The sequence below is a fragment of the Streptomyces luomodiensis genome, assembly GCF_031679605.1.
In the GTDB taxonomy this organism is placed as follows: Bacteria; Actinomycetota; Actinomycetes; order Streptomycetales; family Streptomycetaceae; genus Streptomyces; species Streptomyces luomodiensis.
Genome location: NZ_CP117522.1, coordinates 8,183,159 through 8,208,977 on the forward strand (window position 1 = coordinate 8,183,159; position 25,819 = coordinate 8,208,977).

General features: G+C 70.8%; 23 protein-coding genes and 1 pseudogene. 17 read left to right on the top strand and 7 right to left on the bottom strand.

Annotated features, from left to right (window positions below; genetic code table 11):
• Nucleotides 1-15: 15 nt before the first annotated feature.
• The 4 genes from PS467_RS34670 to rhaI all read right to left on the bottom strand — a co-directional run bounded on the left by PS467_RS34670 (nucleotide 16) and on the right by rhaI (nucleotide 5,674).
• Nucleotides 16-768 (bottom strand): (Fe-S)-binding protein, encoded by a 753-nt coding sequence (locus PS467_RS34670; RefSeq protein ID WP_311038515.1) that lies wholly within the window; start codon nucleotides 766-768, stop codon nucleotides 16-18.
• The gene (locus PS467_RS34675) at nucleotides 759-2,312 is read right to left on the bottom strand and encodes a rhamnulokinase (protein ID WP_432280679.1); all 1,554 of its coding nucleotides are present in this window, start codon (nucleotides 2,310-2,312) and stop codon (nucleotides 759-761) included. The genes PS467_RS34670 and PS467_RS34675 overlap by 10 nt, the downstream gene beginning before the upstream one ends.
• A 106-nt stretch (nucleotides 2,313-2,418) precedes the next feature.
• Nucleotides 2,419-4,458, bottom strand: a complete 2,040-nt coding sequence (locus PS467_RS34680; RefSeq protein ID WP_311038516.1) for a bifunctional aldolase/short-chain dehydrogenase — start codon at nucleotides 4,456-4,458, stop codon at nucleotides 2,419-2,421.
• A 55-nt stretch (nucleotides 4,459-4,513) separates the two neighbouring features.
• The gene (gene rhaI, locus PS467_RS34685) at nucleotides 4,514-5,674 is read right to left on the bottom strand and encodes an L-rhamnose isomerase (protein ID WP_311038517.1); all 1,161 of its coding nucleotides are present in this window, start codon (nucleotides 5,672-5,674) and stop codon (nucleotides 4,514-4,516) included.
• A gap of 207 nt (nucleotides 5,675-5,881) precedes the next feature.
• Here rhaI and PS467_RS34690 point away from each other — a divergent pair, with 207 nt between their 5' ends.
• The 8 genes from PS467_RS34690 to PS467_RS34725 all read left to right on the top strand — a co-directional run bounded on the left by PS467_RS34690 (nucleotide 5,882) and on the right by PS467_RS34725 (nucleotide 14,770).
• Nucleotides 5,882-7,543, top strand: a complete 1,662-nt coding sequence (locus PS467_RS34690) for a sugar ABC transporter ATP-binding protein (RefSeq protein WP_311038518.1) — start codon at nucleotides 5,882-5,884, stop codon at nucleotides 7,541-7,543.
• Entirely contained in the window at nucleotides 7,540-8,583 is a 1,044-nt protein-coding gene (locus PS467_RS34695) for an ABC transporter permease (RefSeq protein WP_311038519.1), read from the top strand. Before PS467_RS34690 ends, PS467_RS34695 begins: the two co-directional genes overlap by 4 nt.
• A complete protein-coding gene (locus PS467_RS34700; RefSeq protein ID WP_311038520.1) occupies nucleotides 8,580-9,566 on the top strand; it encodes an ABC transporter permease in 987 nt (328 codons plus the stop codon). The genes PS467_RS34695 and PS467_RS34700 overlap by 4 nt, the downstream gene beginning before the upstream one ends.
• A gap of 87 nt (nucleotides 9,567-9,653) precedes the next feature.
• A complete protein-coding gene (gene rhaS, locus PS467_RS34705; protein ID WP_311038521.1) occupies nucleotides 9,654-10,742 on the top strand; it encodes a rhamnose ABC transporter substrate-binding protein in 1,089 nt (362 codons plus the stop codon).
• An 11-nt stretch (nucleotides 10,743-10,753) separates the two neighbouring features.
• Nucleotides 10,754-11,074 carry an L-rhamnose mutarotase gene (locus PS467_RS34710; RefSeq protein WP_311038522.1) on the top strand — a complete coding sequence of 107 codons (321 nt, stop codon included), beginning with the start codon at nucleotides 10,754-10,756 and terminating at the stop codon, nucleotides 11,072-11,074.
• Between the two features lie 75 nt (nucleotides 11,075-11,149).
• Nucleotides 11,150-12,568: a BNR repeat-containing protein gene (locus tag PS467_RS34715; protein ID WP_311038523.1), complete on the top strand. Its 1,419-nt coding sequence runs from the start codon at nucleotides 11,150-11,152 to the stop codon at nucleotides 12,566-12,568.
• Entirely contained in the window at nucleotides 12,568-13,590 is a 1,023-nt protein-coding gene (locus tag PS467_RS34720) for a LacI family DNA-binding transcriptional regulator (RefSeq protein WP_311040053.1), read from the top strand. The genes PS467_RS34715 and PS467_RS34720 overlap by 1 nt, the downstream gene beginning before the upstream one ends.
• 160 nt (nucleotides 13,591-13,750) lie before the next feature.
• Entirely contained in the window at nucleotides 13,751-14,770 is a 1,020-nt protein-coding gene (locus tag PS467_RS34725; protein WP_311040054.1) for a LacI family DNA-binding transcriptional regulator, read from the top strand.
• Between the two features lie 594 nt (nucleotides 14,771-15,364).
• Here PS467_RS34725 and PS467_RS34730 read toward each other — a convergent pair.
• Both PS467_RS34730 and PS467_RS34735 read right to left on the bottom strand, forming a co-directional pair.
• A pseudogene (locus PS467_RS34730) lies at nucleotides 15,365-16,435 on the bottom strand (NAD(P)-binding domain-containing protein); the annotation flags it as partial.
• A 7-nt stretch (nucleotides 16,436-16,442) separates the two neighbouring features.
• A complete protein-coding gene (locus PS467_RS34735) occupies nucleotides 16,443-16,637 on the bottom strand; it encodes a hypothetical protein (protein WP_311038524.1) in 195 nt (64 codons plus the stop codon).
• A gap of 1,006 nt (nucleotides 16,638-17,643) precedes the next feature.
• Here PS467_RS34735 and PS467_RS34745 point away from each other — a divergent pair.
• From PS467_RS34745 to PS467_RS34780, 8 genes are all read left to right on the top strand, one after another.
• A complete protein-coding gene (locus PS467_RS34745; RefSeq protein WP_311038525.1) occupies nucleotides 17,644-18,516 on the top strand; it encodes an AraC family transcriptional regulator in 873 nt (290 codons plus the stop codon).
• A 95-nt stretch (nucleotides 18,517-18,611) separates the two neighbouring features.
• Nucleotides 18,612-18,740 (top strand): lasso RiPP family leader peptide-containing protein, encoded by a 129-nt coding sequence (locus PS467_RS34750; protein ID WP_268975648.1) that lies wholly within the window; start codon nucleotides 18,612-18,614, stop codon nucleotides 18,738-18,740.
• Nucleotides 18,741-18,998: 258 nt separating this feature from the next.
• Complete coding sequence (locus PS467_RS34755; RefSeq protein ID WP_311038526.1) at nucleotides 18,999-20,741, top strand: asparagine synthase-related protein; 1,743 nt, start codon at nucleotides 18,999-19,001, stop codon at nucleotides 20,739-20,741.
• Complete coding sequence (locus PS467_RS34760) at nucleotides 20,738-20,995, top strand: lasso peptide biosynthesis PqqD family chaperone (RefSeq protein WP_268975650.1); 258 nt, start codon at nucleotides 20,738-20,740, stop codon at nucleotides 20,993-20,995. The genes PS467_RS34755 and PS467_RS34760 overlap by 4 nt, the downstream gene beginning before the upstream one ends.
• Complete coding sequence (locus PS467_RS34765) at nucleotides 20,992-21,414, top strand: lasso peptide biosynthesis B2 protein (protein WP_311038527.1); 423 nt, start codon at nucleotides 20,992-20,994, stop codon at nucleotides 21,412-21,414. The genes PS467_RS34760 and PS467_RS34765 overlap by 4 nt, the downstream gene beginning before the upstream one ends.
• Complete coding sequence (locus tag PS467_RS34770) at nucleotides 21,411-22,379, top strand: ABC transporter ATP-binding protein (protein ID WP_311038528.1); 969 nt, start codon at nucleotides 21,411-21,413, stop codon at nucleotides 22,377-22,379. Before PS467_RS34765 ends, PS467_RS34770 begins: the two co-directional genes overlap by 4 nt.
• A 3-nt stretch (nucleotides 22,380-22,382) precedes the next feature.
• Nucleotides 22,383-23,255, top strand: coding sequence for an ABC transporter permease (locus tag PS467_RS34775; RefSeq protein WP_311038529.1), 873 nt, complete (start codon nucleotides 22,383-22,385; stop codon nucleotides 23,253-23,255).
• Nucleotides 23,256-23,289: 34 nt separating this feature from the next.
• Complete coding sequence (locus tag PS467_RS34780) at nucleotides 23,290-23,949, top strand: helix-turn-helix domain-containing protein (protein WP_311038530.1); 660 nt, start codon at nucleotides 23,290-23,292, stop codon at nucleotides 23,947-23,949.
• Here PS467_RS34780 and PS467_RS34785 read toward each other — a convergent pair.
• Nucleotides 23,898-24,464 carry a TetR/AcrR family transcriptional regulator gene (locus PS467_RS34785; RefSeq protein ID WP_311038531.1) on the bottom strand — a complete coding sequence of 189 codons (567 nt, stop codon included), beginning with the start codon at nucleotides 24,462-24,464 and terminating at the stop codon, nucleotides 23,898-23,900. The genes PS467_RS34780 and PS467_RS34785 overlap by 52 nt on opposite strands.
• A 142-nt stretch (nucleotides 24,465-24,606) precedes the next feature.
• On the opposite strand from PS467_RS34785, the gene PS467_RS34790 reads away from it, so the two are divergent.
• Entirely contained in the window at nucleotides 24,607-25,560 is a 954-nt protein-coding gene (locus PS467_RS34790; protein WP_349256477.1) for a TIGR03564 family F420-dependent LLM class oxidoreductase, read from the top strand.
• Nucleotides 25,561-25,819 lie beyond the last annotated feature (259 nt).

Sequence of the window (25,819 nt, forward strand, 5' to 3'; positions counted from 1 at the left end):
CTTGGTGGGTTCCGCTCACCAGACGTTCCCTTCCGTGCTGGCCAGGATCTCGGCGATGTGCACCGGACGGACCGTGGAGCCCTGGCGGGCGAGCGTGCCGCCGATGTGCATCTGGCAGGAGTTGTCGACCGTGCACACGGCCTCGGCGCCGGTCGCGGTGATGTTGCGCGCCTTGTCCGCCCCCATGGCCGCCGACACGGCCGCGTTCTTGACGGCGAACGTACCGCCGAAGCCGCAGCACTCCTCGGCCCCCGGCAGCTCCACCAGGGTCAGCCCCCGCACGGCGGCGAGGAGCGAGCGCGGACGGTCGCCGAGTCCCAGCATCCGCAGCCCGTGGCAGGTGGGGTGGTAGGTCACGGTGTGCGGGTAGTACGCGCCGACGTCGGTGACCTCCAGGACGTCGGTGAGGAACTCGGTGAGCTCGTAGGTCTTGGGGACGGCCTCGGCGGCCGCGTCCGCGAGCTCCTGGCCACGCCCCTCGGCGGCGGCCTTGGCGCCGATCCGGGGGTAGTTGTCCCGCACCATCGCCGCGCACGAACCCGAGGGGGTCACCACGTAGTCGTAGTCGCGGAACGCGGTGGCGTAGCGGCGCACCAGCGGTTCGGTCTGGTGGCGGTAGCCGGTGTTGAACTGCGGCTGGCCGCAGCAGCTCTGCGCGTCCGGGAAACCGACCTCCACGCCGAGCCGTTCCAGAAGCGTGACCACGGCCTGGCCGGTGCGCGGATAGAGGGTGTCGTTGACGCAGGTGATGAAGAGCGCTACGCGCACGGTTCCTCCTCGTGGCCCTGGCCGGTGGCAGCCCCGGTGGCCTGCCCTGTGACCTGCGCGTCCCCCAGCCGGGCGGCTGCCCGGTCCCACGCCGAATGATCACCTGTGGGCTCATACTGCCTCAGCGGCTGGGTGCTGTGAAGCAGCGTGCGCAACTCGGCCAGACCGCCGCTGACGCTGCCGGCCGTACGGGCCTGCACCAGGACGTTTCCCAGCGCCGCCGCCTCGGCCGGGCCCGCGACCACCGGAAGCCCGCAGGCGTCGGCGGTGAGCCGGCACAGGAGCTCGTTGCGCGCACCGCCGCCGACGATGTGCACCACGCCGACCGTACGGCCGGACAGCCGCTGGGCGTCCTCGATCGCCCGGCGGTGCGCCAGGGCGAGCGAGTCCAGCACACAGCGGGTGGTCTCGGCGGGGGTGCGCGGGACGGGCTGGCCGGTGCGGCGGCAGGCGTCGGCGATGCGGTCGGGCATGTCGTGCGGGGCGATGAAGGCCGGGTCGCCGGCATCGACCACCGAGCGCAGCGGAGTGGCCTCGGCCGCCTCCCGGAGCAGGGCGGTGAGGTCCGTACGGGAGGCCAGACCGCCTCGGGCGTCCCAGCTGCGCACACACTCCTGGAGCATCCACAGGCCCATGATGTTGCGCAGATAGCGGACCGTGCCGTCCACGCCCAGCTCATTGGTGAAGTTGGCCGCGCGGCTCGCCTCCGTGAGCACCGGCGCGTCCAGTTCGAGTCCGGCCAGGGACCAGGTGCCGGTGGCGATGTACGCGAAGTCGGGCGTGGTGGCCGGGACGCCGACGACGGCGGACGCGGTGTCGTGCGAGCCGACGGCCGTGACGGGGGTGGGCGCCGTGAGACCCGTTTCGGCGAGGACGTCCTGGCGCAGGGTCCCGGCGGGGTCGCCCGGACGGCGCAGCGGAGGGAAGAGCGTGAGGTCGATCCCGAGGGCCTTGGCCACGGGGCGGGCCCAGTCGCGGGTGCGGGGGTCGATCAGCTGGGTGGTGGAGGCGTTCGTCAGCTCGGTGCCGGCCTCGCCCGTCAGCCAGTACGCGATGAGGTCGGGGATGAGCAGCAGGCGGTGGGCGGCGGCGAGGGCGGGGGTGCCCTGGGCCGCCATGAGCTGGTAGATCGTGTTGAAGGGGAGGTGCTGGAGGCCGGTGGCGGCGTAGAGGGCCGGGGGCGGGAGCGCCGCCGCGGCCCTTTCGGCCGTGCCGGTGGTGCGGGTGTCCCGGTAGTGGACGGGGTTGGCCAGGAGGGTGCCGTCGGCGGCGAGCAGGCCGTAGTCGACCGCCCAGGTGTCGATGCCGACGCTGGTCAGGCCGCTGCCCCTGGTGTGTGCCGCGGCCGCCCCGAGGCCGTCCAGGACGCCCTGGTACAGGGACAGGACGTTCCAGTGCAGGGTGCCCAGGACACGGGTGGGCTGGTTGGGGAAGCGGTGCACCTCGTGGAGGGTCAGCCGGTCGCGGGCGACCTCGCCGACCATGACGCGGCCGCTGGACGCACCGAGGTCCACGGCGGCGAAGTGGTGTTCTTGGGCGGGCACGTGGACCTCGTGGTGAGTGGTGTGATGACGGTGGTTTCGTACCGGCGGGGGACGGGGCCTTGGGGACGGGGACCGGGCCCCCGCGACCCCGTCCCCCTCGCGCGGGTCAGCGCAGGAACGCCGCCGCGACCCCCGCGTCGACCGGGACGTGCAGACCCGTGGTGTGCGTCAGGTCGCCGCCGACGAGGGCGAAGACCGCGTTCGCCACGTGGGACGGGAGTACCTCGCGCTTGAGGAGGGTGCGCTGGGCGTAGAACTCGCCCAGCTTCTCCTCCGGGACGCCGTAGACCGCCGCGCGCTTGGCTCCCCAGCCGCCCGCGAAGATGCCGCTGCCCTGGACCACCCCATCGGGGTTCACACCGTTGACGCGGATGCCGTGTTCGCCCAGCTCGGCGGCGAGCAGGCGGACCTGGTGCGCCTGGTCGGCCTTGGTCGCGGAGTACGCGATGTTGTTCGGGCCCGCGAACACCGAGTTCTTGGAGGCGATGTAGACGATGTCGCCGCCCATGTTCTGGGCGATCAGCACGCGGGCCGCCTCGCGTGCGGCCAGGAAGCTGCCGCGCGCCATGATGGAGTGCTGGAGGTCCCAGTCCTCGGCGGTGGTCTCCAGCAGGGGCTTGGAGATGGAGATGCCCGCGTTGTTGACCAGGATGTCCACCCCGCCGAAGGCCAGGGCCGCCTGGTCGAACGCCGCCTTGATCCGCTCCTCGTCGGTGACGTCCACGGTGACGGCCGTGGCCTTGTCCGGGCCGCCCAGTTCGGCGGCCACGTCAGCAGCGGAGCCGGCGTTGATGTCCGCCACCACCACACATGCGCCCTCGGCCACCAGGCGGTGTGCGATCGCCTTGCCGATGCCCGACCCCGCGCCGGTCACCAGGGCGATCCGGGTGGCGAGGGGCTTGGCCTTCGGCATGCGCTGGAGCTTGGCCTCCTCCAGCGCCCAGTACTCGATGCGGAACTTCTCCGACTCCTCGATGGGCGCGTAGCGGGAGACCGCCTCGGCACCGCGCATCACGTTGATCGCGTTGACGTAGAACTCGCCGGCCACCCGGGCCGTCTGCTTGTCCTTGCCGTAGCTGAACATCCCCACCCCGGGGACCAGCACGATCGCGGGGTCCGCGCCGCGCATCGCCGGGGAGTCGGGGGTGGCGTGGCGTTGGTAGTAGGCGGCGTAGTCGGTGCGGTAGGCGGTGTGGAGTTCCTTGAGGCGGGCGATCGTCTCGTCGAGCGGTGCGTCCGGGGGGAGGTCCAGCACCAGGGGGCGGACCTTGGTGCGCAGGAAGTGGTCCGGGCAGGAGGTGCCGAGCGCGGCCAGCCGCGGGTGTTCGGCGCGCGCGACGAAGTCCAGGACGGTGTCGGAGTCCGTGAAGTGGCCCACCTGGGGGCGGTCGGTGGAGACCAGGCCGCGGATGACGGGGGCCAGGGCCGCCGCGCGGGCGCGGCGTTCGGCGGGCGGGAGGGTGGTGTGGACGACCGGACCGAAGGGGTCGGCCTTGCCGCGCGCGGTGAGGAACTCCTCGGCGGTACGGATGATGCGCAGCGAGTTGGCCTCGCACTCGGCGGAGGTGTCACCCCAGGCGGTGATGCCGTGGCCGCCGAGGATACAGCCGATGGCCTGCGGGTTGGCCTTCTTGATGGCGGCGATGTCCAGGCCCAGCTGGAAGCCGGGACGGCGCCAGGGCACCCACACCACCTGGTTGCCGAAGCACTCCTTGGTGAGGGCCTCGCCGTCGGCCGCGCAGGCCAGGGCGATACCGGAGTCGGGGTGGAGGTGGTCGACGTGGGCGGCGTCGACCAGGCCGTGCATGGCGGTGTCGATGGACGGCGCGGCACCGCCCTTGCCGTGCAGGCAGTAGTCGAAGGCCGCGACCATCTCGTCCTCGCGGTCCACCCCGGGGTAGACGTCGGTGAGCGCGCGGAGCCGGTCCAGGCGGAGTGCGGCGAGGCCGGAGTGGGTGAGGGTGCCCAGGTCGCCACCGGAGCCCTTGACCCACATCAGCTCGACGTCCTGGCCCGTGACGGGGTCGGGGGCGGTGCCCTTGGCGGAGGTGTTCCCGCCCGCGTAGTTGGTGTTGCGCGGATCGGAGCCGAGCCGGTGTGAGCGGTCCAGCAGCGCGGCCGCCTCGGGATGCGGTTGTGCGGTCATGTCGTCCTCTTCGTGTGTTGGCCCACTTCGGGTGTCGGCCCACCGAGCGGCGGGGTCATGCGCCCCAGCCCGCCTGCTGTCCTCCGACGCGCTCCGCCACGATCCGCTCCGCCCAGCCGGAGGCCCGGTACGCCGCCATCGGGTCGGGGTCGATGCCCAGTTCCTCGCGCACCTCGGCGAGGAGGGGGCGGACATCGGTGTTGTACGCGTCCATCAGGACCGCGTTGGCGCCGAGCACATCGCCCGAGCCCTGGGCGGCGGCGAGGGCGTCCCGGTCGACCAGGAGGGCCTTGGCGGTGGCCTCCTGGACGTTCATCACGGAACGGATGATCGCCGGGATCTTCGGTTCGATGTTGTGGCACTGGTCGAGCATGAAGGCGACCCCCGAGGTCAGCCCGCCGCCGCGGACCACCTCGTACATGATCCGGAAGAGCTGGAAGGGGTCGGCGGCGCCCACCATCAGGTCGTCGTCCGCGTAGAAGCGGGAGTTGAAGTCGAAGGCGCCGAGTTTCCGCTCGCGCAGCAGGAGGGCGACGATGAACTCGATGTTGGTGCCCGGGGCGTGGTGGCCGGTGTCCACGCACACCTGGGCCTTGGGGCCGAGCTTGAGGCAGTGGGCGTAGGCGGTGCCCCAGTCCGGGACGTCCGTGGTGTAGAAGGCCGGCTCGAAGAACTTGTACTCCAGCAGCATCCGTTGGCCCTCGCCGAGGCGGTCGTAGACCGCGCTCAGCGCCTCGGCGAGGCGGTCCTGGCGGGCGGCGATGTCGTCCTGGCCGGGGTAGTTGGTGCCGTCGGAGAACCAGAGCTTGAGGTCCCGGGAGCCCGTGGCGTCCATGATGTCGACGCATTCCAGGAGGTGGTCCAGCGCCTTGCGGCGGACCGCCGGGTCGGGGTGGGTGACCGAGCCCAGCTTGTAGTCGTCGTCCTGGAAGACGTTGGAGTTGATGGCGCCCAGTTTCAGGCCGCGCTCCCGGGCGTACGTGGCGAGCGCCCCGTAGTCCTCGACCGTGTCCCAGGGGATGTGCAGGGCCACGGTCGGGGCCACTCCGGTGAACGCGTGCACCTGCGCGGCGTCGTCCAGCTTCTCCTGGGGGGAGCGCGGGACGCCGGGCTGGGCGAAGACCTTGAAGCGGGTTCCGGAGTTGCCGTACGCCCATGACGGCGTCTCGACCGCCTGGCTCTTGAGGGCCGCCTTCACGGCCGGAACGTCAGACATGAGTCTCCTTGGCATGAAACGATTCAAGAAACCTAGCCGTGCAGCCGGTCGTGCGTCAAGAAGGGATGGCGTGTCAGGCGGGTCTGAAACGTGAGGAGTTTTATCCCGTGCGTACCCCCTTGACGGGCGCATAACGCAAGGCTAGCTTCCCGGAATCCGCATTGAAACATTTCATTTGTTGCGTTGGGTAAGTGATCAGGAGACCCCGTGAGCCAGCCTGCTTCGACCGGTGTGCCGGTCCTCGCCCTCGAGGGGGTGAACAAATCCTTCGGCGCCGTACGGGCCCTCCGGGACGTCTCGCTCCAGCTCTTCGCCGGTGAGGCCCACGCCCTGGCCGGTGAGAACGGGGCGGGCAAGTCGACGCTCATCAAGACCCTCGCCGGGGTGCACCGGCCCGACTCCGGCCGGGTGCTGCTCGACGGTGAGCCGGTGGTCTTCCACGGCCCCGCCGACGCCCGTGACGTCGGCATCGCCGTCATCTACCAGGAGCCGACGCTCTTCCCCGATCTGTCCATCGCCGAGAACATCTTCATGGGCCGGCAGCCCCGCCGGGCCCTGGGCCGCATCGACCACAAGGCCGTACGGAGCTCCACCGCCGCCCTGATGGCGCGGCTCGGCGACGACCTCGACCCGGACCGGCCGGCCAGGGGCCTGTCCATCGCCGATCAGCAGATCGTCGAGATCGCCAAGGCGCTCTCCTTCGACGCCCGGGTGCTGATCATGGACGAGCCGACGGCGGCGCTGACCGGAAGCGAGACCGCCCGGCTCTTCTCGGTCGTGACGGCGCTGCGCGCCGAGGGCGCCGCCGTGCTGTTCATCTCCCACCGCCTGGAGGAGATCTTCGAGCTCTGCCAGCGGGTCACCACCCTGCGGGACGGCCGGTGGGTGGCCTCCGAACCACTGGCCGGGCTGACCCAGGACGATCTGGTCCGCCGCATGGTGGGCCGGGAGCTGACCGAGCTCTACCCCAAACAGGACAGCCGGGTCGGGGAGACCGCGCTGTCGGTGCGGCGGCTGACCCGCGAAGGCGTCTTCCGGGACGTCTCGTTCGAGGTGCGGCGCGGTGAGATCGTCGCGCTCGCCGGTCTGGTCGGCGCCGGGCGCACCGAGGTCGCCCAGGCCGTCTTCGGCGTGGACCGGGCGGACGCGGGCGAGGTGCGGGTCGACGGGACGGTGCTGCGGCCCGGTTCGCCGACCGCCGCCATGGACGCCGGGCTCGCGCTGGTCCCCGAGGACCGGCGCCAGCGCGGTCTGGTGATGGAGATGTCCATCGAACGGAACATCGGGCTGACCGGTCTCGACCGGCTGGGCCGCGCGGGGCTGGTCAAACGGGCTCTGGAGCGCGGCCGCGCGGCCGACTGGGCGGTCCGGCTCCAGCTGAAGTACGGCAGTCTCGCCGACCACGTCGGGGTGCTCTCCGGCGGCAACCAGCAGAAGGTCGTCCTCGCCAAGTGGCTGGCGACCGAGCCCACGGTGCTCATCGTCGACGAGCCCACCCGCGGGATCGACGTCGGCACCAAGGCCGAGGTGCACCGGCTGCTGTCGGCACTGGCCGCCGACGGGCTCGCGGTGCTGATGATCTCCTCCGATCTGCCCGAGGTGCTGGGCATGGCCGACCGGGTCCTGGTGATGCACGAGGGCCGGCTGGTCGCCGAGATCCCGCGCGCCGAGGCCACCGAGGAGTCCGTCATGGCAGCCGCGACCGGGCTCACGAATGGCGCCGATGGCGCCGGTGTCGCCGGTGAGGCCGCCGCGACCGGGCTCCCCCGCGCCACCGGCGCGAGCGGGCACCCCCACGCCACCGGTGACACGGGCGCCACCGGGCCCACCGGCGCCAACGGCGCCACCGCAGAAGGGACCCGCACGTGAGCGCGACCATCCAGAAACCCGGGCAACCCGCCGCCGCGCCGGAGACGGCCCGCTCGGCGCGTTCGCTCGTCGACGCCGTCTTCCGCGCGCGGGAGATCAGCATCGCCGGGGCCCTCGTCCTGCTGGTGCTGTTCACCTGGATCGCCGAGCCGCGCTTCCTCGATGGCCAGGGCATCAAGGACCTGCTGCTCAACGCGGCCATCCTGGTGCTGCTCGCGGTCGGGCAGTCGGTGGTGGTCATCACCCGCAACATCGATCTGTCGGTCGGCTCCGTGGTGGGGCTGTCCGCGTTCGCCTGCGGGAAGTTCGTCTCCGGCACCGACCACGGGGTGCTGACGGTCCTGGTCCTCGGCGTCCTCGTCGGCGCGGGCTGCGGCGTCGTCAGCGGGGCGCTGGTGAGCTTCGGGCGGGTGCCCGCGCTGGTGGTGACCCTCGGGATGCTCTACATCATCCAGGGCGTCGACTACTGGTGGGCGCAAGGAGCGCAGATCAACGCGGCCGATGTGCCGCAGTCCGTGCTGGACCTGGGCAGCGGCAGCGTGCTGGGCGTCCCGTATCTCCCGCTGATCTCCTTCGTGGTGCTGGCCGGCACCGCGTACGTCCTGCGCACCTACCGCGGCGGCCGTGAGCTGTACGCCATCGGCTCCAGCCCGGAGGCCGCCCGGCTGGCCGGGGTGCCGATCCGGCGGCGGGTGCTCGGCGCGTATCTGTTCTCCGGCGCCGTCTCGGGCTTCGCGGGCGCGCTGTGGCTGGCCCGCTTCGGCACCGTCGTCGCGGACAACGCGCACGGCTGGGAGCTGACCGTGGTCAGCGCGGTGGTGGTCGGCGGCGTCGCCATCGTCGGCGGCACCGGGACGGTGTGGGGCGCGGCGCTGGGCGCGCTGCTGCTCACCACCATCAGCGGCGCCCTGGCCGTGCTGAAGGTCGACTCCTTCTGGCAGGACGCCATCGCGGGTGCGCTGCTGCTGGCGGCCATCAGCGTGGACCGGATCGTGAGGGTGCGCATGACCCGTGCGCTGAGGAAGAGGAGCGCACGATGAAGCTCAGCGCGATCAAGCTCAGGTGGGACACCGCCGTCGGGGTGCTGCTGGTGGCCGTCTTCATCACCGGCCTGGGCACCACGGACGGCTTCGCGAGCCACGACAACCTCGCCTTCGCCTTCAACGACATCGCCGAGGTGGCGCTGATGGCGCTGCCGATGACGCTGCTGGTGGTGGCCGGGCAGGTGGACCTGTCGGTGGCCTCGATGCTCGGCCTGGCCAGCGCGCTCACCGGCGAACTGTGGGACGCGGGCTGGGCGTTCGAGACCATCGTGCCGATCGTGCTGCTGGTCGGGGTGGTCGGCGGGCTGATCAACGGCTGGCTGGTGACCCGGGTCGGGCTGCCCTCGCTCGCCGTCACCATCGGCACGCTCGCCCTCTACCGTGGACTGGCCTCGGTGGTGCTCGGCACGGGCGCCATCACCGACTTCCCCGAGACGTACGCCAAGTGGGCCGTGGACACCACCACCGTGCCCGGCACCTTCCTCACCTACCCCGTGGTGCTGTTCATCGTGCTGGCCGCCGTCGCCGCCGTGGTGCTGCACGCCACCGGGCTGGGCCGGTCGCTGTTCGCCATCGGGGCCCAGGAGGACGCCGCGTACTTCGCGGGCATCCGCGTCAAACGCGTCAAGCTGCTGCTGTTCGTCGTCAGCGGGCTGATCTCGGCCTTCGCGGGGATCGTGTTCACCCTGCGGTACGGCAGCGCACGGGCCGACAACGGGCAGGGCTTCGAGATGCTCGTGATCGCCTCCGTCCTGCTGGGCGGCGTCGACTTCGACGGCGGCAAGGGCACGCTGTTCGGCGCCGTCGCCGGGGTGCTGCTCATCGGCGTCCTGAAGAACCTGCTGACCCTCAACGACGTGGCCAACGAGGTCCAGGTGATCGTCACCGGACTGCTGCTGGTGGCCTCCGTCCTCACCCCCCGTCTGATCACCACCGTGAGCGCCTGGCGCCACCGGCGCGCCGCCGCCCAGGCCGGCTGATCCACCCAGGCGCGCCGCGCCACGCACGCACGGCACCGCATCACGCACGCACGCGCCACCCACGCACGCACCGCGAAAGGTCTCCTCATGTTCCAGCGTTCCCCCGAACAGCACCGCCACCGCGCCGCCGCCACCGCCGCGGCGGTCTGCGCCCTGGCCGTGGCCCTGGCCGGCTGCGGCGGCACCACCAAGAAGGACAACGACAACGGCGGCGCCGCCAAGAGCGACGCCAAGGCCGACCCCGACGCGCCGCTGAAGAAGGGCCTCAAACTGGCCTACCTGCCCAAGCAGATCAACAACCCCTACGAGAAGATCGTGGACGAGGCGGGGATCGCCGCCGCCGGGGAGTTCGGCGGCAAGGGCAAGGAGGTCGGCCCGTCCGACGCCAGCGCCTCCTCCCAGGTGTCGTACATCAACACCCTGGTCCAGCAGCGGCAGGACGCCATCCTGATCGCGGCCAACGACCCCAACGCGGTCTGCGGCCCGCTCAAGCAGGCCATGAAGAAGGACATCAAGGTCGTGGCGTACGACTCCGACACCGCCCCGGCCTGCCGCCAGCTCTTCATCAACCAGGCCAGCTCCGAGGAGATCGGCCGCAGCCAGGTCCAGCACCTCGCCGAGCAGCTCGACTACAAGGGCGAGATCGCGATCCTGTCGGCCACCCAGAACGCGACCAACCAGAACACCTGGATCGAGTTCATGAAGGACGAGCTGAGCAAGCCCGCCTACAAGAACATGAAGCTGGTCAAGACGGTGTACGGGGACGACGACGACCAGAAATCCTTCCAGGAGACCCAGGGCCTGCTCAAGGCGTATCCGAAGCTCAAGGGCATCATCTCGCCCACCACGGTGGGCATCGCCGCGGCCGCCCGCTACATCAGCGGCTCCTCGTACAAGGGCAAGGTCGTGCTGAACGGCCTGGGCACGCCCAACCAGATGCGCAAGTACGTCAAGGACGGCACCGTCGAGCAGTTCGCGCTGTGGGACCCCAAGAAGCTCGGCTACCTCGGTTCGTACGCCGCGGCCGCGCTCGCCTCCGGACAGATCACCGGGGCCGAGGGGGAGAAGTTCACGGCCGGGAAGCTCGGCGAGTACACGGTCGGCAAGGACGGCGAGGTCATCCTCGGCCCGCCCACCGTCTTCGACAAGTCCAACATCGACAAGTACCACTTCTGAGGCGGCCGGTGATGCGGCGGGTGTGTTTTCTGCTGAAGGTCCGCCAGGACCGGATCGAGGAGTACCGCGAGCGGCACGCGGCCGTCTGGCCCGAGATGCGGGCCGCGCTCTCGGAGACCGGCTGGCACAACTACTCGCTCTTCCTGCGCGAGGACGGGTTGCTCGTCGGCTATCTGGAGACCGAGGACTTCGAGGCGGCCCAGGCCGCGATGGCCGCCACCGAGGTCAACGCCCGCTGGCAGGCGGAGATGGCGCCCTTCTTCGAGGCGCTCGACGGCGCGCGACCGGATGAGGCGATGAAACCGCTCACCGAAGTGTTCCACCTCGCCTAGGCGCCGGTCCGGGGCCCCGCGCCCCGGACCCGCCGCACGGCCCCTCCACCCACGCCCAGGACGGAGACGCTCAAGATGAGATCACTTGCCGCCGTCGTGCTCGCCACCGCCCTGCTCGGCGCCGCGACCCCGGGCACGGCCGCCGCCGCGGCCGCCCCAGGGCCCGCGGTCAGCCGGCTCGCCGACACCCAGCTCGACCCCAGGGCCCTGTACTTCGAGTCGTACAACGGCCTGGTCAACAACAACGCCTTCCAGAAGAACGGGCTGCTCACCTACAAGGGCTATCAGTACGCCGTCTGGTACACCGGCGACCGCAGCGCGGTCGTCGCACGCCGCGCCCTCAGCGAGCGGAGCTGGCAGACCGTCACGCTGCCGCACCGGCTCACCGCCGACGACTCGCACAACGTCATCTCCATGGGTGTCTCGCGGATCGACGGCCGGCTGCACCTGAACATGGACTCCCACAGCAGCGGCTTCTTCTACGTGAAGTCGGTGGCCGGGCTGCTGGACGACCCCGCCGGACACCCCTGGACCAGCGGCCAGTTCGGCGCCGTCCAGACCACCCTCGACGGCCTCGCGCTCACCTCCCAGTTCACCTATCCCCAGTTCATCGCCACCCCCGAGGGCCGGCTCCAGCTCAGCTACCGCACCGGCGTCTCCGGCAACGGCCGCAACGCGCTCGCCGAGTACGACGGAAACACCTGGACCGACCTCGGCGCCTGGTCCTCCGCCACCGGCACCTACACCAGCGAGCACGGCTCCAGCACCGCCCGCAACATGTATCTGCACGGCATCGACTACGGGCCCGACGGCCGGTTGCACGCCTTCTACACCTGGCGCGAGCAGAACAACGCGGTGATGTGCACGAGCGGCGGCCTCACCAACCACGACACCGGCTACGTCTACAGCTCCGACCGCGGCCGCACCTGGCGCAACGCGGCGGGCGCCGTCGTCGGCACCACCGGCGGCTTTGACACGGTGGCGGTCGGCGACGCCGGAACGGTCGTCGATCCGCTCAACCCCGACCACTCGCTGATGAACCAGGAGAGCCAGGCCACCGACTCCGCCGGCCTGCCCCACGCCCTGATCAGCTATGTCCCCGGCCGCTTCGGCCAGTGCACCACCGACTACGTGGCCGACCGGACGTCCAACGGCCGCGTCTTCCACCTCTCCAAGGACGCGGCCGGCACCTGGAAGAAGACCGAGATCCCGGTGCCCCTCGGCTCCAGCCAGCGCACCCACCTGGTCTTCGACCGCTACGACAACGCCTACGCCGTGATGCCGTACGGCCGGATCGTGGCCGCGTCCAAATCCTCGGGCTGGACGGACTGGAAGACCCTCTTCGACGGCAGCGGTCTGAACGCCTTCGGCGAGGTCGTCGTGGACGACACCCGCCTCGCCCAGGACGGTGTCCTGTCGTTTCTGTACCAGCGGAAATCCAGCGGCACCACGCCCTCCGCCCTCCGCGTCATCGACTTCAAGCTCCCTTCTTGATGGCGTCCGGGGTGGGCATCAAGGAGGTGGCACGCGAGGCCGGGGTCTCGGTCGGCACCGTTTCCAACGTCATCAACCGCCCGGAGTCGGTGTCCGAGGCCACCCGCGACCGGGTGCAGGCCGTGATCGAGCGGCTGGGCTACGTACGCCAGGAGTCCGCACGCCAGCTGCGGGCCGGCCACAGCCGCATCGTCGCGCTGCTGGTGCTGGACATGGCCAACCCGTTCTTCGCACAGATCGCACGCGGCGCGGAGCGCGCGGCGCGGGAGGCGGGGCTGGGGGTGATGGTGTGCAACAGCGCGCACAGCCCCGAGGCGGAGGCCGTCTACCTCGGCCTCTTCGCCGAGCAGCGGGTGCGCGGCGTGCTGATGACCCCGGCCGATATGACCGGGCGCAACCTCGCCTCCTTCCGGCGGCGGCCCATCCCCTTCGTCCTCGTCGACCGGGTGCTGCCCAGCGCCGAGGGCTGCTCGGTCTCGGTCGACGACGTCACCGGCGGCCAACTCGCCGTCCGCCACCTCCTCGGCCTCGGCCATCGCGCCATCGCCTATGTGAGCGGGCCGATGCGGCTGGCCCAGTGCCGCGACCGCCGCGAGGGCGCGCTGCGCGCCCTGCGCGCGGAGGGCCTCGGCGCGTCCGCGCTGCGCCATGTCGAGGTGGAGCGGCTGGATGTGGTCTCGGGCCGGGACGCGGGCGCGCGGCTGCTGGGCATCTCACCGCGGCCGACGGCGGTGTTCTGTGCCAACGACCTGCTGGCGCTGGGGGTGCTCCAGGCGCTGTACGGGGCGGGGGTGTCGGTGCCGGGGGAGGTGGCGTTGGTGGGGTACGACGACATCGAGTTCGCGGCGGCGGCCGCGGTGCCGCTGACGTCGGTACGGCAGCCGGCGTTCCGGATGGGACACGCGGCGGCCGAACTGCTGATCGAGGAGACGGGGAAGCGCGCCGGGGACCACCGTCACCAGCGGATCGTCCTCCAGCCCGAACTCGTCGTCCGCGGATCGAGCCTGGCCCGGTCACGCTGAGCCGCTGTGTGCGGCGGCCCGGGGGCGGCGCGCCTGGTCCGTGGCTGGGCGGCTGTGTGCGGCGCGGCCCGGTCCTGCCCGACCGGTCGAACAGGGCACTACCATGGTCCCGCGACCGTGGTGGGTCGCGGGAAGGCGGATGGTCGGGGTCGTGGGACGCATGGTGGGGATCAAGGACGTCGCGCGGCAGGCGGGAGTGTCGGTCGGCACCGTATCGAACGTGATCAACCGGCCCGAGATGGTCGCCGAGGCCACCCGCGACCGGGTGCAGGCCGTGATCGAGCGGCTGGGCTACGTACGCCAGGAGTCCGCACGCCAGCTGCGGGCCGGGCGCAGCCGGATCATCTCGCTGCTGGTGCTGGACATGGCGAACCCCTTCTTCGTGGACGTGGCGACCGGCGCGGAGCGCGCGGCGCGCGAGGCCGGACTGGGCGTGATGGTGTGCAACAGTGCCCAGAGCCCCGAGGAGGAGGCCGACTACCTCGGCCTCTTCGCCGAGCACCGGGTCCGGGGCGTGCTGGTCACCCCGGCCGATGTCACCGGCACCAACCTGGAGAGCTTCCGGCGCCATGACATCCCGTTCGTCTTCGTGGACCGCGAGGTGCCCAGCGCCGACGCCTGCTCGGTGTCGGTCGACGACATCGCGGGCGGGGCGCTCGCCGGCCGCCACCTGATCGCCCAGGGACACCGCTCCGTGGTCTACGTCAGCGGCCCCATGCAACTCCCGCAGTGCCAGGACCGGCGCGCCGGGCTGCTCCGCGCGTTCGCGGAGGAGGGGCTGCCGGCGGAGTCGATGGTGCACATCGAGGCCGAGCTGCTGGACGTGGCGTCGGGCCGGGACGCGGGCGCGCGGCTACTGGGCATCTCACCGCGGCCGACGGCGGTGTTCTGCGCCAACGACCTGCTGGCGCTGGGCGTGCTCCAGGCGCTCTTCGCGGCCGGCGTCTCGGTGCCGGGGGAGGTGGCGTTGGTGGGATACGACGACATCGAGTTCGCGGCGGCGGCCGCGGTGCCGCTGACGTCGGTACGGCAGCCGGCGTTCCGCATGGGGCGTGCGGCGGCCGAACTGCTGATCGAGGAAACCAGTGAGGAGGCGACCGGCCATCAGCACCGCCGGATCGTCCTCCAGCCGGAACTCGTGGTACGGGACTCGACGTTCGCCCCCAGACCGGCGGTGTGACGCGGTCTCCGGGCGGCACGGTGGCGGGCCCGTCTCCCGCGGCGCCGTCGGGCCCGCGCCCGCCGCGTTCCGGGCGCCGCTCTCGGCCGCGCCGCGTGATCGGGCGGTCCGCCCGCCGTGTTGTCGGCCCCGTCCCCGCCGTGTTGTCGAGACGGTCCCCCCGCAGCGTTGTGGGTGCCGTCCCCGACCGCGCCGCCGGGCGCGTGCCGGGTCCGCGCATCTGCGCGCTGCGGATGTTCGGGTGGCCGCGGACCTTCGCAGCCCGAGCCCCCGCCGGATCCGCTACGAGGAAGACCCCAGCGCGTGGCCCCGACCGGCGGCCACCGGTGCCGGGGCAGAGACCCGGCCAGGGGCGGTGGCCGGGTTCGGGGCGTGGGGCGCGCTCGTGACGGTGGCTGCATCCGGGGCGTGGTGTGCGCCCGAGTCGTTGGCCGGGGCCGTGGCCGTGATGGTGGCTGAGCCCAGGGCGTGGTGTGCGCCCGAGTCGTTGGCCGGGGCCGTGGCCGTGATGGTGGCTGAGCCCAGGGCGTGGTGTGCGCCCGAGACGGTGGCCGGGGCCGTGGCCGAGACGGTGGCCGAGGCCGTGGCGAGGGGTGCCGTCGGGACTCCCTCCAGCAGTGCCCGGATGTCCCGGACGGCCGCCCGGCCCGCCCGGTTGGCGCCGACCGTGCTGGCCGACGGCCCGTAGCCGACCAGATGCACCCGCGGATCGCGGACCGCCCTGGTCCCCTCGACGGCGATCCCACCACCCCGCTCGCGCAGCCTCAGCGGGGCAAGATGGTCGATCGCGGCGCGGAAACCGGTGGCCCAGAGGATGATGTCCGCCTCGACGTGGCGCCCATCCGCCCAGGTCACCCCGTCCGGGGTGATCCGCTCGAACATCGGCAGCCGCTCCAGCACCCCCTTCTCCCGGGCGCGCCGCATCGCCTCCGTCATGGGCAGCCCGGTCACGGACACCACGCTCTTCGGCGGCAGTCCCCGCCGCACCCGCTCCTCGACCAGCGCCACGGCCGCCCGCCCCTGTTCCTCGCCGAACGGCCCCTCACGGAACACCGGCGGGCGCCGCGTCACCCAGGTGGTCTCCGCCGCGACCTCCGCGATCTCCAGCAGATGCTGTACCCCGGAGGCGCCGCCCCCGACGACGATCACCCGCCGCTCCGCGAATGGCTCGGGCCCCGGGTACTGGGCGGTGTGGAGCTGCCGTCCCCGGAAGGTCTCCTGTCCGGGGTAGCGCGGCCAGAACGGCCGGTCCCAGGTCCCGGTCGCGTTGATCAGCGCCCGCGCGGACCACGTTCCGGCCGAGGTCTCGACGTGGAGTCGGCCATCGTCCCCGTCGCGTACGGCGGCGACGTGCACGGGCCGGACGACCCGCAGATCGAAAGTGCGCTCGTACCGGGCGAAGTACGCGGGGACCACCTCGGACGAGGGCCGCTCGGGATCCGCGTCGTCGCTGGTCAGCCGCATGCCGGGCAGGTCGTACATCCCGTGCACCTTGCCGTACGTCAACGACGGCCACCGGAACTGCCACGCCCCGCCGGGCGCGGGCGCGTGGTCGAGCACGACGAAGCCCGAGCCCGGCTCGTACCCGGCCCGCCGCAGGTGGTAGGCCCCGGACAGCCCCGCCTGCCCGGCGCCGATGACCACGACGTCCACGTTGTTGTTCATGCTTCTACTAACTCTGCTCGGCCGTGGTCTCTTCCCCGTCCTCCTCCAGCCGCCGCCCCCGGCTCTCGGCCACCCGCAGCGCGTCATGCAGCGCCTCGGCGAGCCGGTGCCCCACGAAGCGGAGCTCACGGGCGCCGGCCCGGTGGTCCCGGAGCAGCGGCCGCGCGTGTCCCAGGAGATCGGCCGCGGTGCGGAGCCGCACGGCCTCCATCTACGGTCCGTCGCGTGCAACTCGGCTCTGACGCGCAGCGGCAACCCGATGGAACTCTGGACCATGGGGGGCGGCGCCGCCGCCGACTGACGGGCCGGCGGACGTGGCGCCGGTGGCGACCTCCGCGCTCGGTGGCCGAGGCCCATCCGGACTGCGGCTAGCTGGCGGCTGGGCACGCCCCCTCCGGTGCGGCGCCCCGCCCCTCCCGGTACCCCCCTAAAAACGCTTGATCTGACGCAACTCATTTGTCAAATGGTGCCCAGGGGCGCCCCCTGCTCCGCTGCTAACAAGGCCAGTGCGCCGACGAACGCGATCTCCACCGAGATGGGTGGCTGCCGGCCCCAGCAGCGGAGTCTGTTCCCCGAGCCGGTGCCGACGTCGGACAGTGTGCGGCGCATCGCGTCGACGGCGTAGGCCAAGGGGTTCGCCAACACCGCGCCGCAGCCGGACGTGTCCCGGACAAGCCCCAGGCACGCCAATGACCAGTACGGACAAGCTGCACGATGTCCCGGACGCTTGAACCTGTTGCGCCGTACGCGACAGCCGCAGCACGCTTCCGTGGCATGCAGCCCGCCGCTGCCGCAGAGGGGCTGACCGGGGAGAGCGGGCTGTAGTAGCTGACCAAGCGCGTGCTGGACTCCGCCCTGGAGGGCGAGATCAGCAGCGGGGGTACGGCGTGACCGGATAGTGGCGTCCGCGGCCTTCAGACCGCACCGGTGAACGAACGTCTGTCGCTCGATACCAGTGTTGACGCTGTCAGGCGGCGAGAGCGGGCCTGGGTGAGTGGGCTCCGCCGCCGTACGGACTTCCGGGTGAGACGGCGGGTCATCAACGTGATGGACACCCAGGCGATGAGCGTCTCGCTGACCTGCGGCAGCCTCTCGTGGCCCCGGCAGCGTCGGCGGGCTCGCATGATCCACGACAGCGAGCGTGCCACTCGACATGCACCGGAGGTCTGTCTGATGAATGGACCTCGGTCATACATATGGGGGAGAACATGCGCTATGAGGAGGCTCCACACCGCCGTTTCCGCGAGCACCCGGCTGTGCCGGATGCTCCATCCCTTGTCCCGGCACAGCCCGACGTTGCTCTACCCGATCCCCGATTACGCGGTGAGGTGCTCTGCTACCGCGTTTTTCCGTGCGCTGACGGTGTCCCGCACTCTCTCACCACCGACGGCCGCGTTCGCATGATCTTGCTCGCCGAGCGCGGTACGGAACGCCACCCGGATGTTCCCCCAGTGCTGATCGACTCGTTGCTGTCCGGGCTGAAAACCCCTACAGGCGACACGTTGGGGGACGGAGAACACGGGACCGGCGTGGAGGTGGCCCTGGAACCATGGGCCGTGTTCCGTCTTTTCGGCACATCGCCGGAGGACCTGGGGGCCGCGATCAACGACCGGGACCGTTTCCCGGGTTCCCTCGTCCACGCCGTGGCGAGGAATGTCTCCGGCACCAGGGACTGGGCGGCCCGCCGCGCCGTGATCGACGCGGCCCTCGTGGAGCGCCAGGCAGCGAATCCGCCGTGCCCGGTGCCGCTGCGGCAGGCCTGGCGGCGGCTCGTGGAGACCGGAGGCAGGATTCCCATCAGGCGGTTGGCCGCCGATGTCGCCTGGAGCCAGAACCAGCTGGCGCGCCGTTTCCGGGAGCAGATCGGGCTCTCTCCGAAAGTCGCGGCCCGTGCACTGCGCCTGCGTCGTGCGCTGCGCCTGCTGGCAACCGGTCAGGCCGCCGTCCGCGCCGCCATGGACTGTGGTTTCTGCGACCCGGCCCATCTGAGCCGGGAATGCACCGCCCTGACCGGGCGACCGCCGAGCCAACTGCTCGCCGCCCGCTCGGTATTCCACCAGAGGACCGTACGAAGACGGTGATTTCCTCCAAGTGCACACGCTTCCCGAGTGGCAGATTAGTCATCGGCCGAGAATTGGAAGGAAATCGGCCGGGAACCGACAAAGGAGAAAACGGAATGAATGGCACCGAACTCGCGTATGAGGCTCCGATGATCGCGGAGGCCGGCGGCTTCGCCGAGGAAACCCGTATCACCTGCTGCGGACGCTGGTTCGACGGGATCATCGGCTACTACTTCGACCTCTGATCGGAACGCCTGGTCCACCGAGGCGCTGACCCGGCCGGGAGTGGATACTCCCGCCTTCCCGGCCGGGTCGGCGCACCATCTCGCAGGTCGAACCGTCAGTGCGGGGAACAGGATATCGGTATGGAATTCGTGATCCTTCCAGATCACCCAGTGAGCGAGGAAATCAAAGAACTCGTACCCCGCTCGGCGCGGTCCCGGGTAATCGTCCACCCCTCCGGTCGGCCATGGCTTGTGGGATGCTGGTCCGAGACGGACATCGTGACGGCCGAAGCCAGGGACGCCCGGATTGCTCTCTTCGGGCCGGTTTCCGCGACAGCGGAAGCGCTGTCGCGACGGCTGCAGCGGGTGCGCTCGGTCAGCGATGCCGACCAGGTGGCCCGAGCGTTGCACGGATGCTTTCATCTGGTCGCGTCGGTCGGCGGCCTCGTACGGGCCCAGGGCAGCATCTCCGGGGCATGCCAACTCTTCTACGGCTCCGTCAAGGGCGTGACCATCGCGGCGGACCGTCCGCAGACGCTGGCTGCCATGGCCGGAACCGGCGTCGACGAGGAACTGCTGGCCATGCAGTTGCTGGCCCCCTTCGGGCCCCCCTGGCCATTGAGTACGCGGTCGGTATGGCGCGGTGTACGGGCGTTGGGTCCGGGACAGCATCTGGAGATCCGGCCCAATGGGTCGGAACGCACCAGGACGCACTGGACGCCTCCCGAACCGGTCGTTCCTCTCGCGGTGGGGGCGGGTGCCGTGCGTGAGGCACTGGAGAACGCCGTCGCGGTGCGGATCCGCGGAAGCGGCACCATCAGCGCGGACTTGTCGGGCGGCAAGGATTCCACGAGCCTGTGCTTTCTGACTGCGCGACAAGACGTCTCCCTCGCAACCCTGCACCTGTGCTCGTCGGACCGCGCCAACGAGGACAGGCTTTGGGCCGAACGCAGCGCAGCCCTGTTGCCGGACGCCGAACACGTGACTGTTCCCATGGGTGACACTCCGGGGTTCTTCGCGGAATCGGCTCTGGCCGCCAGGCAGGAGCTGGAAGCACCGCTGACCATGACCCGCAGGCCCATGCTCGAGTACATCGCGGGCTTCGCCGCCTCGCGCGGAGCCACCCGGCACCTCCAGGGCATCGGAGCAGACGAACTGTTCCGGCCGAGCCTGATGTCACTGCACGCCCTTGTCCGCAGCCGGCCGTTGGCGGCTGTGCCGCATGTGCGGGCGGTGAAGTCGATGCGCCGCTGGAACGCCGTCACGACGGTGCGCAGTCTGATGGGCCACCGGACATACCCCCAGTGGCTGGCCGCATCCGCCGACCAGATCACCGGGGAACGCGTCCTGGGCACCGGAGTCGGCTGGGAGGTGGCATCGAGGGTGCCGCCGTGGACCACTCCAGAGGCGGTTGACGCGATTCGCCGCCTCCTGCGCCGTACCGCCGCCGAGGAACCGGAGCCGTTGTCCCCGCTGCCGGTGCACCATGAGATGCTGCGGCTGATGCAGGCGAACGGCACGATCGTCCGGGCGTCGTCCCGGGTGGTGGCGGACCACGGAGTGTCGTTCCAGGCTCCCTTCCTCGATGACCAGGTGCTCACTGCGGCCATGTCCATCCGCCTGGTGGACCGGCACCGGGCGGACCTGGTCAAGCCGATCCTCACCGCCGCCATGCGCGGCATCGTGCCGGACGGCATCCTTGACCGGCAGACCAAGGGAGACTTCGGCCCCGACCTCTACGTGGGCTTGCGCCACCATCGGGGCCATCTCCTGGAGATCTTCCAGGACTCCCTTCTCGCCCGCATGGGACTGATAGATGCCGCAGGCCCTCGTGCCGCCCTGCGCACCATGCATGCGGACGCCGGCCTCCTCATGCCCCTCGACATGACGCTGGCCAATGAACTGTGGCTGCGCTCACTGCCGTCCCATGTCTCGGTTCCGAACGGGTCCCCGCTCACGCGGACAAGCAGCAGCCACACAGTGCAGAACACCAAGCCTGTCCTCGCCGAAGGAAGACCATGACCTTTTCCCTCGCGCCGCACATGACCATGACCGAGACCGACACCGGCATGGTGCTGCTGGACGAACGCAGCGGGCGCTACTGGCAGATGAATGACACCGGCGCGCTCGTGCTGCGCTGTCTCCTCGACGGCGGATCGGCGGAATCCGCCACCTCCGAGCTACGCAGGCGCTTCCCCACCGCCACTGACGACTTCGCCGCCGACGTCGAGAAGCTGATCGCCGCCGTGCGGACCGCAGGGGTGGTGATCGCATGACCGCCAGGGCACTGAGTCTTGAGCCGTCCACGGCTCCGCCGTGGCGTGTGCGCCCGGTCGCACTGTGCGTTGTCGGGGTCGCCCGGTTGCTCGCCAAGCTGCCTCCGCGACGGCTGCGGCAGGTGATGGAGACGGTGCGGCGTGGTGCCAGGCCCGCGAACGAGGCGGAGACCCTGCGGGCTCGCAACGCCGTGGTGGCTATGAGCGTGCCCTGCGCCGGGCCAAGGTGCCTGCAGCGGTCCATCGCCACCGCGCTGCTCTGCCGTACGCGAGGGGCGTGGCCGGACTGGGTCACGGGAGTGCGCACTCAGCCTTTCAGAGCCCATGCCTGGGTGGAAGCGGACGGCAAGCCGGTCGGCGAGAGCACCGACGAGGTGAGGCACTTTCACATCCTCATCAGGGTGCCGGGCCGGCGATGAGCGCGACTCCGGACACCGAGCCGACCTTACTCACCGAGGACCTCCGCAAGACATACGGCACCGTTGAGGCCGTACGGGGTCTGAATCTCACCGTTCGCCGCGGCGAGATCTTCGGATTCGTCGGCCCGAACGGAGCGGGCAAGAGCACGTCGGTCGGAATGTTGAGCACGCTCCTGCGCCCCACCGCGGGATGGGCCATGGTTGCGGGATACGACGTGCGATACGAACGGCACAAGGTACGCGGCAGCATCGGCATCGTCTTCCAGGAGACCACCCTCGACACGGATCTGACCGCAGAGCGCAATCTTCGCTTCCACGCTGATCTCTACTGCTTGCCCGGACGCGAGGGGCGGCGCAGGGCACTGGCCATGCTCGACCTGATGGGACTGGCCCAGCGGCGCTCAGACCGGGTACGGACCTTCTCCGGTGGTATGCGCCGCAGACTGGAAATCGCCCGCGGGCTGCTGCACGGTCCCAAGGTCCTGTTCCTGGACGAGCCGACCACCGGGCTGGACCCGCAGACCCGGGCGGTCATCTGGGAACACCTCCACCGGCTCCGCACGGAAGAAGGGACCACCGTCTTCCTGACCACCCACCACCTGGAGGAAGCCGAGCACTGTGACCGGATCGCCATCATCGACGGCGGCCGTGTGGTCGCACAGGGTTCACCCGCCGAACTCAGGTCAGTCATCGGTGCCGACACGATCCTCCTGCGCACCGGACACGACGAGGCAGTGGTGCGGGCGCTGCGCGAGCGCTTCGCTCTGGAAGGAGTGGTTACGCCACAAGGCGTCCGCGTGGAGGTTAAGGATGCCGCGGCGTACATCCCTCGTCTGTGCGCCGGGCTTGACATCCCCCTGCACTCGGTGACCGCCGCTCCGCCGAGCCTGGACGACGTCTTCCTGCACTACACCGGTCGCACGATAAGGGAGGTCGGCGCCGACCTCCCGATGAGGAAGGGATAGACCATGGCGCGTACCGAAGCTTCTCCCGAGTCCCGGCTGGAGGCGCCGTGGGACGGGCCCCCGGCCGGCTTCGGCGGCCTCGCTGGGGACTTGCGCGCGGTCAGGGTGATGTGGCAGCGCGAGCTCATCCGGCTCTCGCGCAATCGGATCGGCAGCGTCATGAGCCTCCTCACCCCCCTGCTGTTCCTGCTGGTGCTCGGAACAGGGATGAACTCCGTGACAGCCAGGGCGGGCGCCGACGGCACCGACTACCGCACGTATCTCCTGCCCGGAGCCGTACTCATGGTCGTGATGGCGCCCGCGCTGAACACCGGGATGTCGATCGTGTGGGACCGGCACGCCGGCTTCCTGCGCGAGATGCTCGTAGCGCCAGTACACCGCACCGCGTTGATCAGCGGAATCTGCCTGGGCGGCGCCACAGCGGCAACTGTCCATGGGGTACTGCTGCTCATGGCGGCCGCGCTCTTCGGCGCCACGTTCGCTCCGCTACTGCTGGTGCCGCTCGTCATGGAACTCCTCGCGATCACGCTGGCCTTCACCGCACTAGGCGCACTGGCTGCCGTCAGCGTCGAACGCATGGAGACATTCCAGTCCGTTGTCGGAATCGCCATGACCCCGTTGATCTTCCTGTCCGGGGCCTTCTTTCCCAGCAACGGCCTCCCCGGCTGGCTCCAGGGCGCTGTGCTGGCCAACCCACTCAGTTACGCGACGGACGCGATGCGCCAGACTCTGGCCACCGACGGTTCCGGCAACACAGGGGCGGGACTGCACTGGGCGGGATGGCAGGTGCCCGTGATGCTTGAAGTCGCGGCACTCAGCCTGCTCGCTCTGACAGCGTTGGCCGCCGCCGCACGACGGTTCTCCCGGACCGACTAGTGTCCTGCGCCGGTAGTCCGTCGTCAGATCTCGCATGAGTTCTTCTGCCGGGGTGCCGGTGCCGCGTCGTGGTCCGAAGCTGGAGCCGCTGCTGTTGGCGGATGATGAGCGTGCTGTGCTGGAACGCTGGACGCGGCGGGCGAACTCCGCCCAGGCTCTGGCGTTACGGGCTCGCATCGTGTTGGCCTGCGCAGGCCCCGACATCCCTCCCATCGTCCAGGTGGCCCGGGACCTGCGGATTGCCGCGGACACGGTGCGCAAGTGGCGGCGGCGGTTCCTGGCCGAGCGGCTGGACGGCCTGGCCGACGAGCCCCGGCCGGGACGACCGCCGACCATCAGCGTGGATCAGGTGGAAGCGGTCGTGATCGCCACCCTGGAGGAGATCCCGAAGAACGCCACCCAGTGGTCGCGCGAGTCGATGGCCGAGCACAGCGGCCTGTCGAAGTCCACCGTCGGCCGCATCTGGCGGAAGTTCCAGCTCAAGCCGCATCTGACGGACACCTTCAAGCTGTCCACGGGTGTCGAGTCCGAGCGGCTCGTGGCCGTCCCGCCGTACGACCTGGCCGGAGCGTTGGCCGTTCAACCGTGCCCACAGCCAGGCCACGGGCGACAGGACGACCCGCAGATCAAGATCTTCCCGCGCTACCAGCTGCGTGCGGTGCGGTGCAGATCCTCGAAGCTTGCGTGCAGGTGATGCCCGAGCGTGCCATGCTGCGGGTCGGCCAGCCACCGGGCTGAGGCGAGCTGGTAGGCGGCGACGGAGACGGTGGCGGTCAGCGTGGCCGCCGGGTCGGAGATTCCCCGCGTGCGCAGTGCGCCGGCGATCGCCTCGCCGAGGGCCGCCAGTTTCGCCCGTTCGCGTTCCCGCAGATCGGTATGTGCGTCGAGGATGTGCCTGCGGCGCTGTGCTGCGTCCCGGCGCTGGTCGAACCAGTGACTGCGGGCCGTGAACGCCGCGGCGATCGCGTCGAGCGGGGACTGCTCCGCGGGTGCCGCGCCCACCGCTTCACAGACCTCGGCGATGAACCGGTCCTGGTCGGGGAAGAGCACCTCGCGCTTGTCGGCGAAGTGGTTGTAGAAGGTGCGCTCGGTCAGGCCGGCTCGCGTCGCGATCTCGGCGACTGTCGTGCGTTCGTAGCCGCGCTCGGCGAACAACTCGATCGCGGCTTCCTGCAGTCGTTCCTGCGTGCCGGCCGGCCATCGTCCCATGGCACGCAGAGTAACGACTGCAGAGACTGCAATCAAGGTGTACGGTGATTTCAGAAACTGTAATCACCGTGGCGCTGCGGGACAGAGGCTGCGGCGATGACGACGTCAGTCCTATGGACCGGAACAGGCGAAGGAGCTCGGGATGAACGCTGCCGGAACGCGGGTCGGAGTGTTCCTGGGAGGTGGAGGCACGTCCGCGCAGGAACCCGGCATGACCAACCTTGTGGACCGGGCCGTGGAGTTCGCGCACGAGGTGGCCGACGCCGGCGTGCAGACCGTGTGGTTCGGGCAGGCGTCGGCTTACGACGCGCCCCAGCTCGCGGCGCTGGTGGGCCGGGCGGAGCCCAGGGTCCACGTAGGCACCTCGGTCGTGCCGATGTATCCCCGCCATCCTCTGCTGCTCGCGGCGGCGGCGAAGACGGCGCAGGCATCTACCGCAGGGCGTTTCCGGCTCGGTGTCGGGCTCGGCGCACGCACTGTGCTCGAGCCGCAGTTCGGCCTGCCGTATCCGCCGCAGATCCAGCACCTGCGCGAGTACCTCACCGCGCTGCGCCCGCTGCTGGACGGCGACGACACCGCCTTCGAAGGGGAGACGCTGGCGTCCCGCCCGGTCGGCTCGACGGCCGTGGCCGGGGCTTCCCCGGCGGTCCCGGTCCTGGTGGCCGCGATGGGGCCGCGGGCCCTCGCGGCTGCGGGCGAGTTGGCCGAGGGAACGATTCCGTTCCTCGCCGGGCCTCGCACGCTCGCCGAACAGATCGTGCCGGTCATCACCGAAGCCGCCGCCGCGGCCGGGCGGCCGGCCCCGCAGATCGTGGCCGGGGTGCCCGCGGTGGTCACCGACGATGCCGCAGCCGCCCGCGACCGCGTATCAGCTGCCCTCGGCTTCTACGACAGCATCCCGTCCTACCGGAAGGTCATCGCGACCGAGGGATTGTCGAACGCGGCGGACCTGCTGATCGCCGGCGACGAGGACACCGTCGCCGCCGGTTTGCGCCGCTATCTCGACGCCGGGGCCACCGAGGTCATGATCACCCACACCGACCTCTTCGATGCGGAAGACCGCGCGCGGACCTGGGCCATCGCCCAGCGTCTGTGAACCGGGACCGAACCGGCCGCACCGCCCCCGGCTCCTTCTGCCGTGACCGCGGTGTGGTTCCCGGCCGCCCGGCCCCGCCGCGCCCGCGGAAAGGGAGTACCGCCGGCCAGGTTCCAGCGGAGCAGGACGAGCGGCGGTCCGCTCGAACAGCGCCGACACGACGTCCGGCCTGATCAAAAGCGGCACCGAGGGCGCCGGCCCCGCCCCGCAGGAATCCACCTGCACGCGCAACGGGCCGGGAAACAACCGTTCCCGGCGC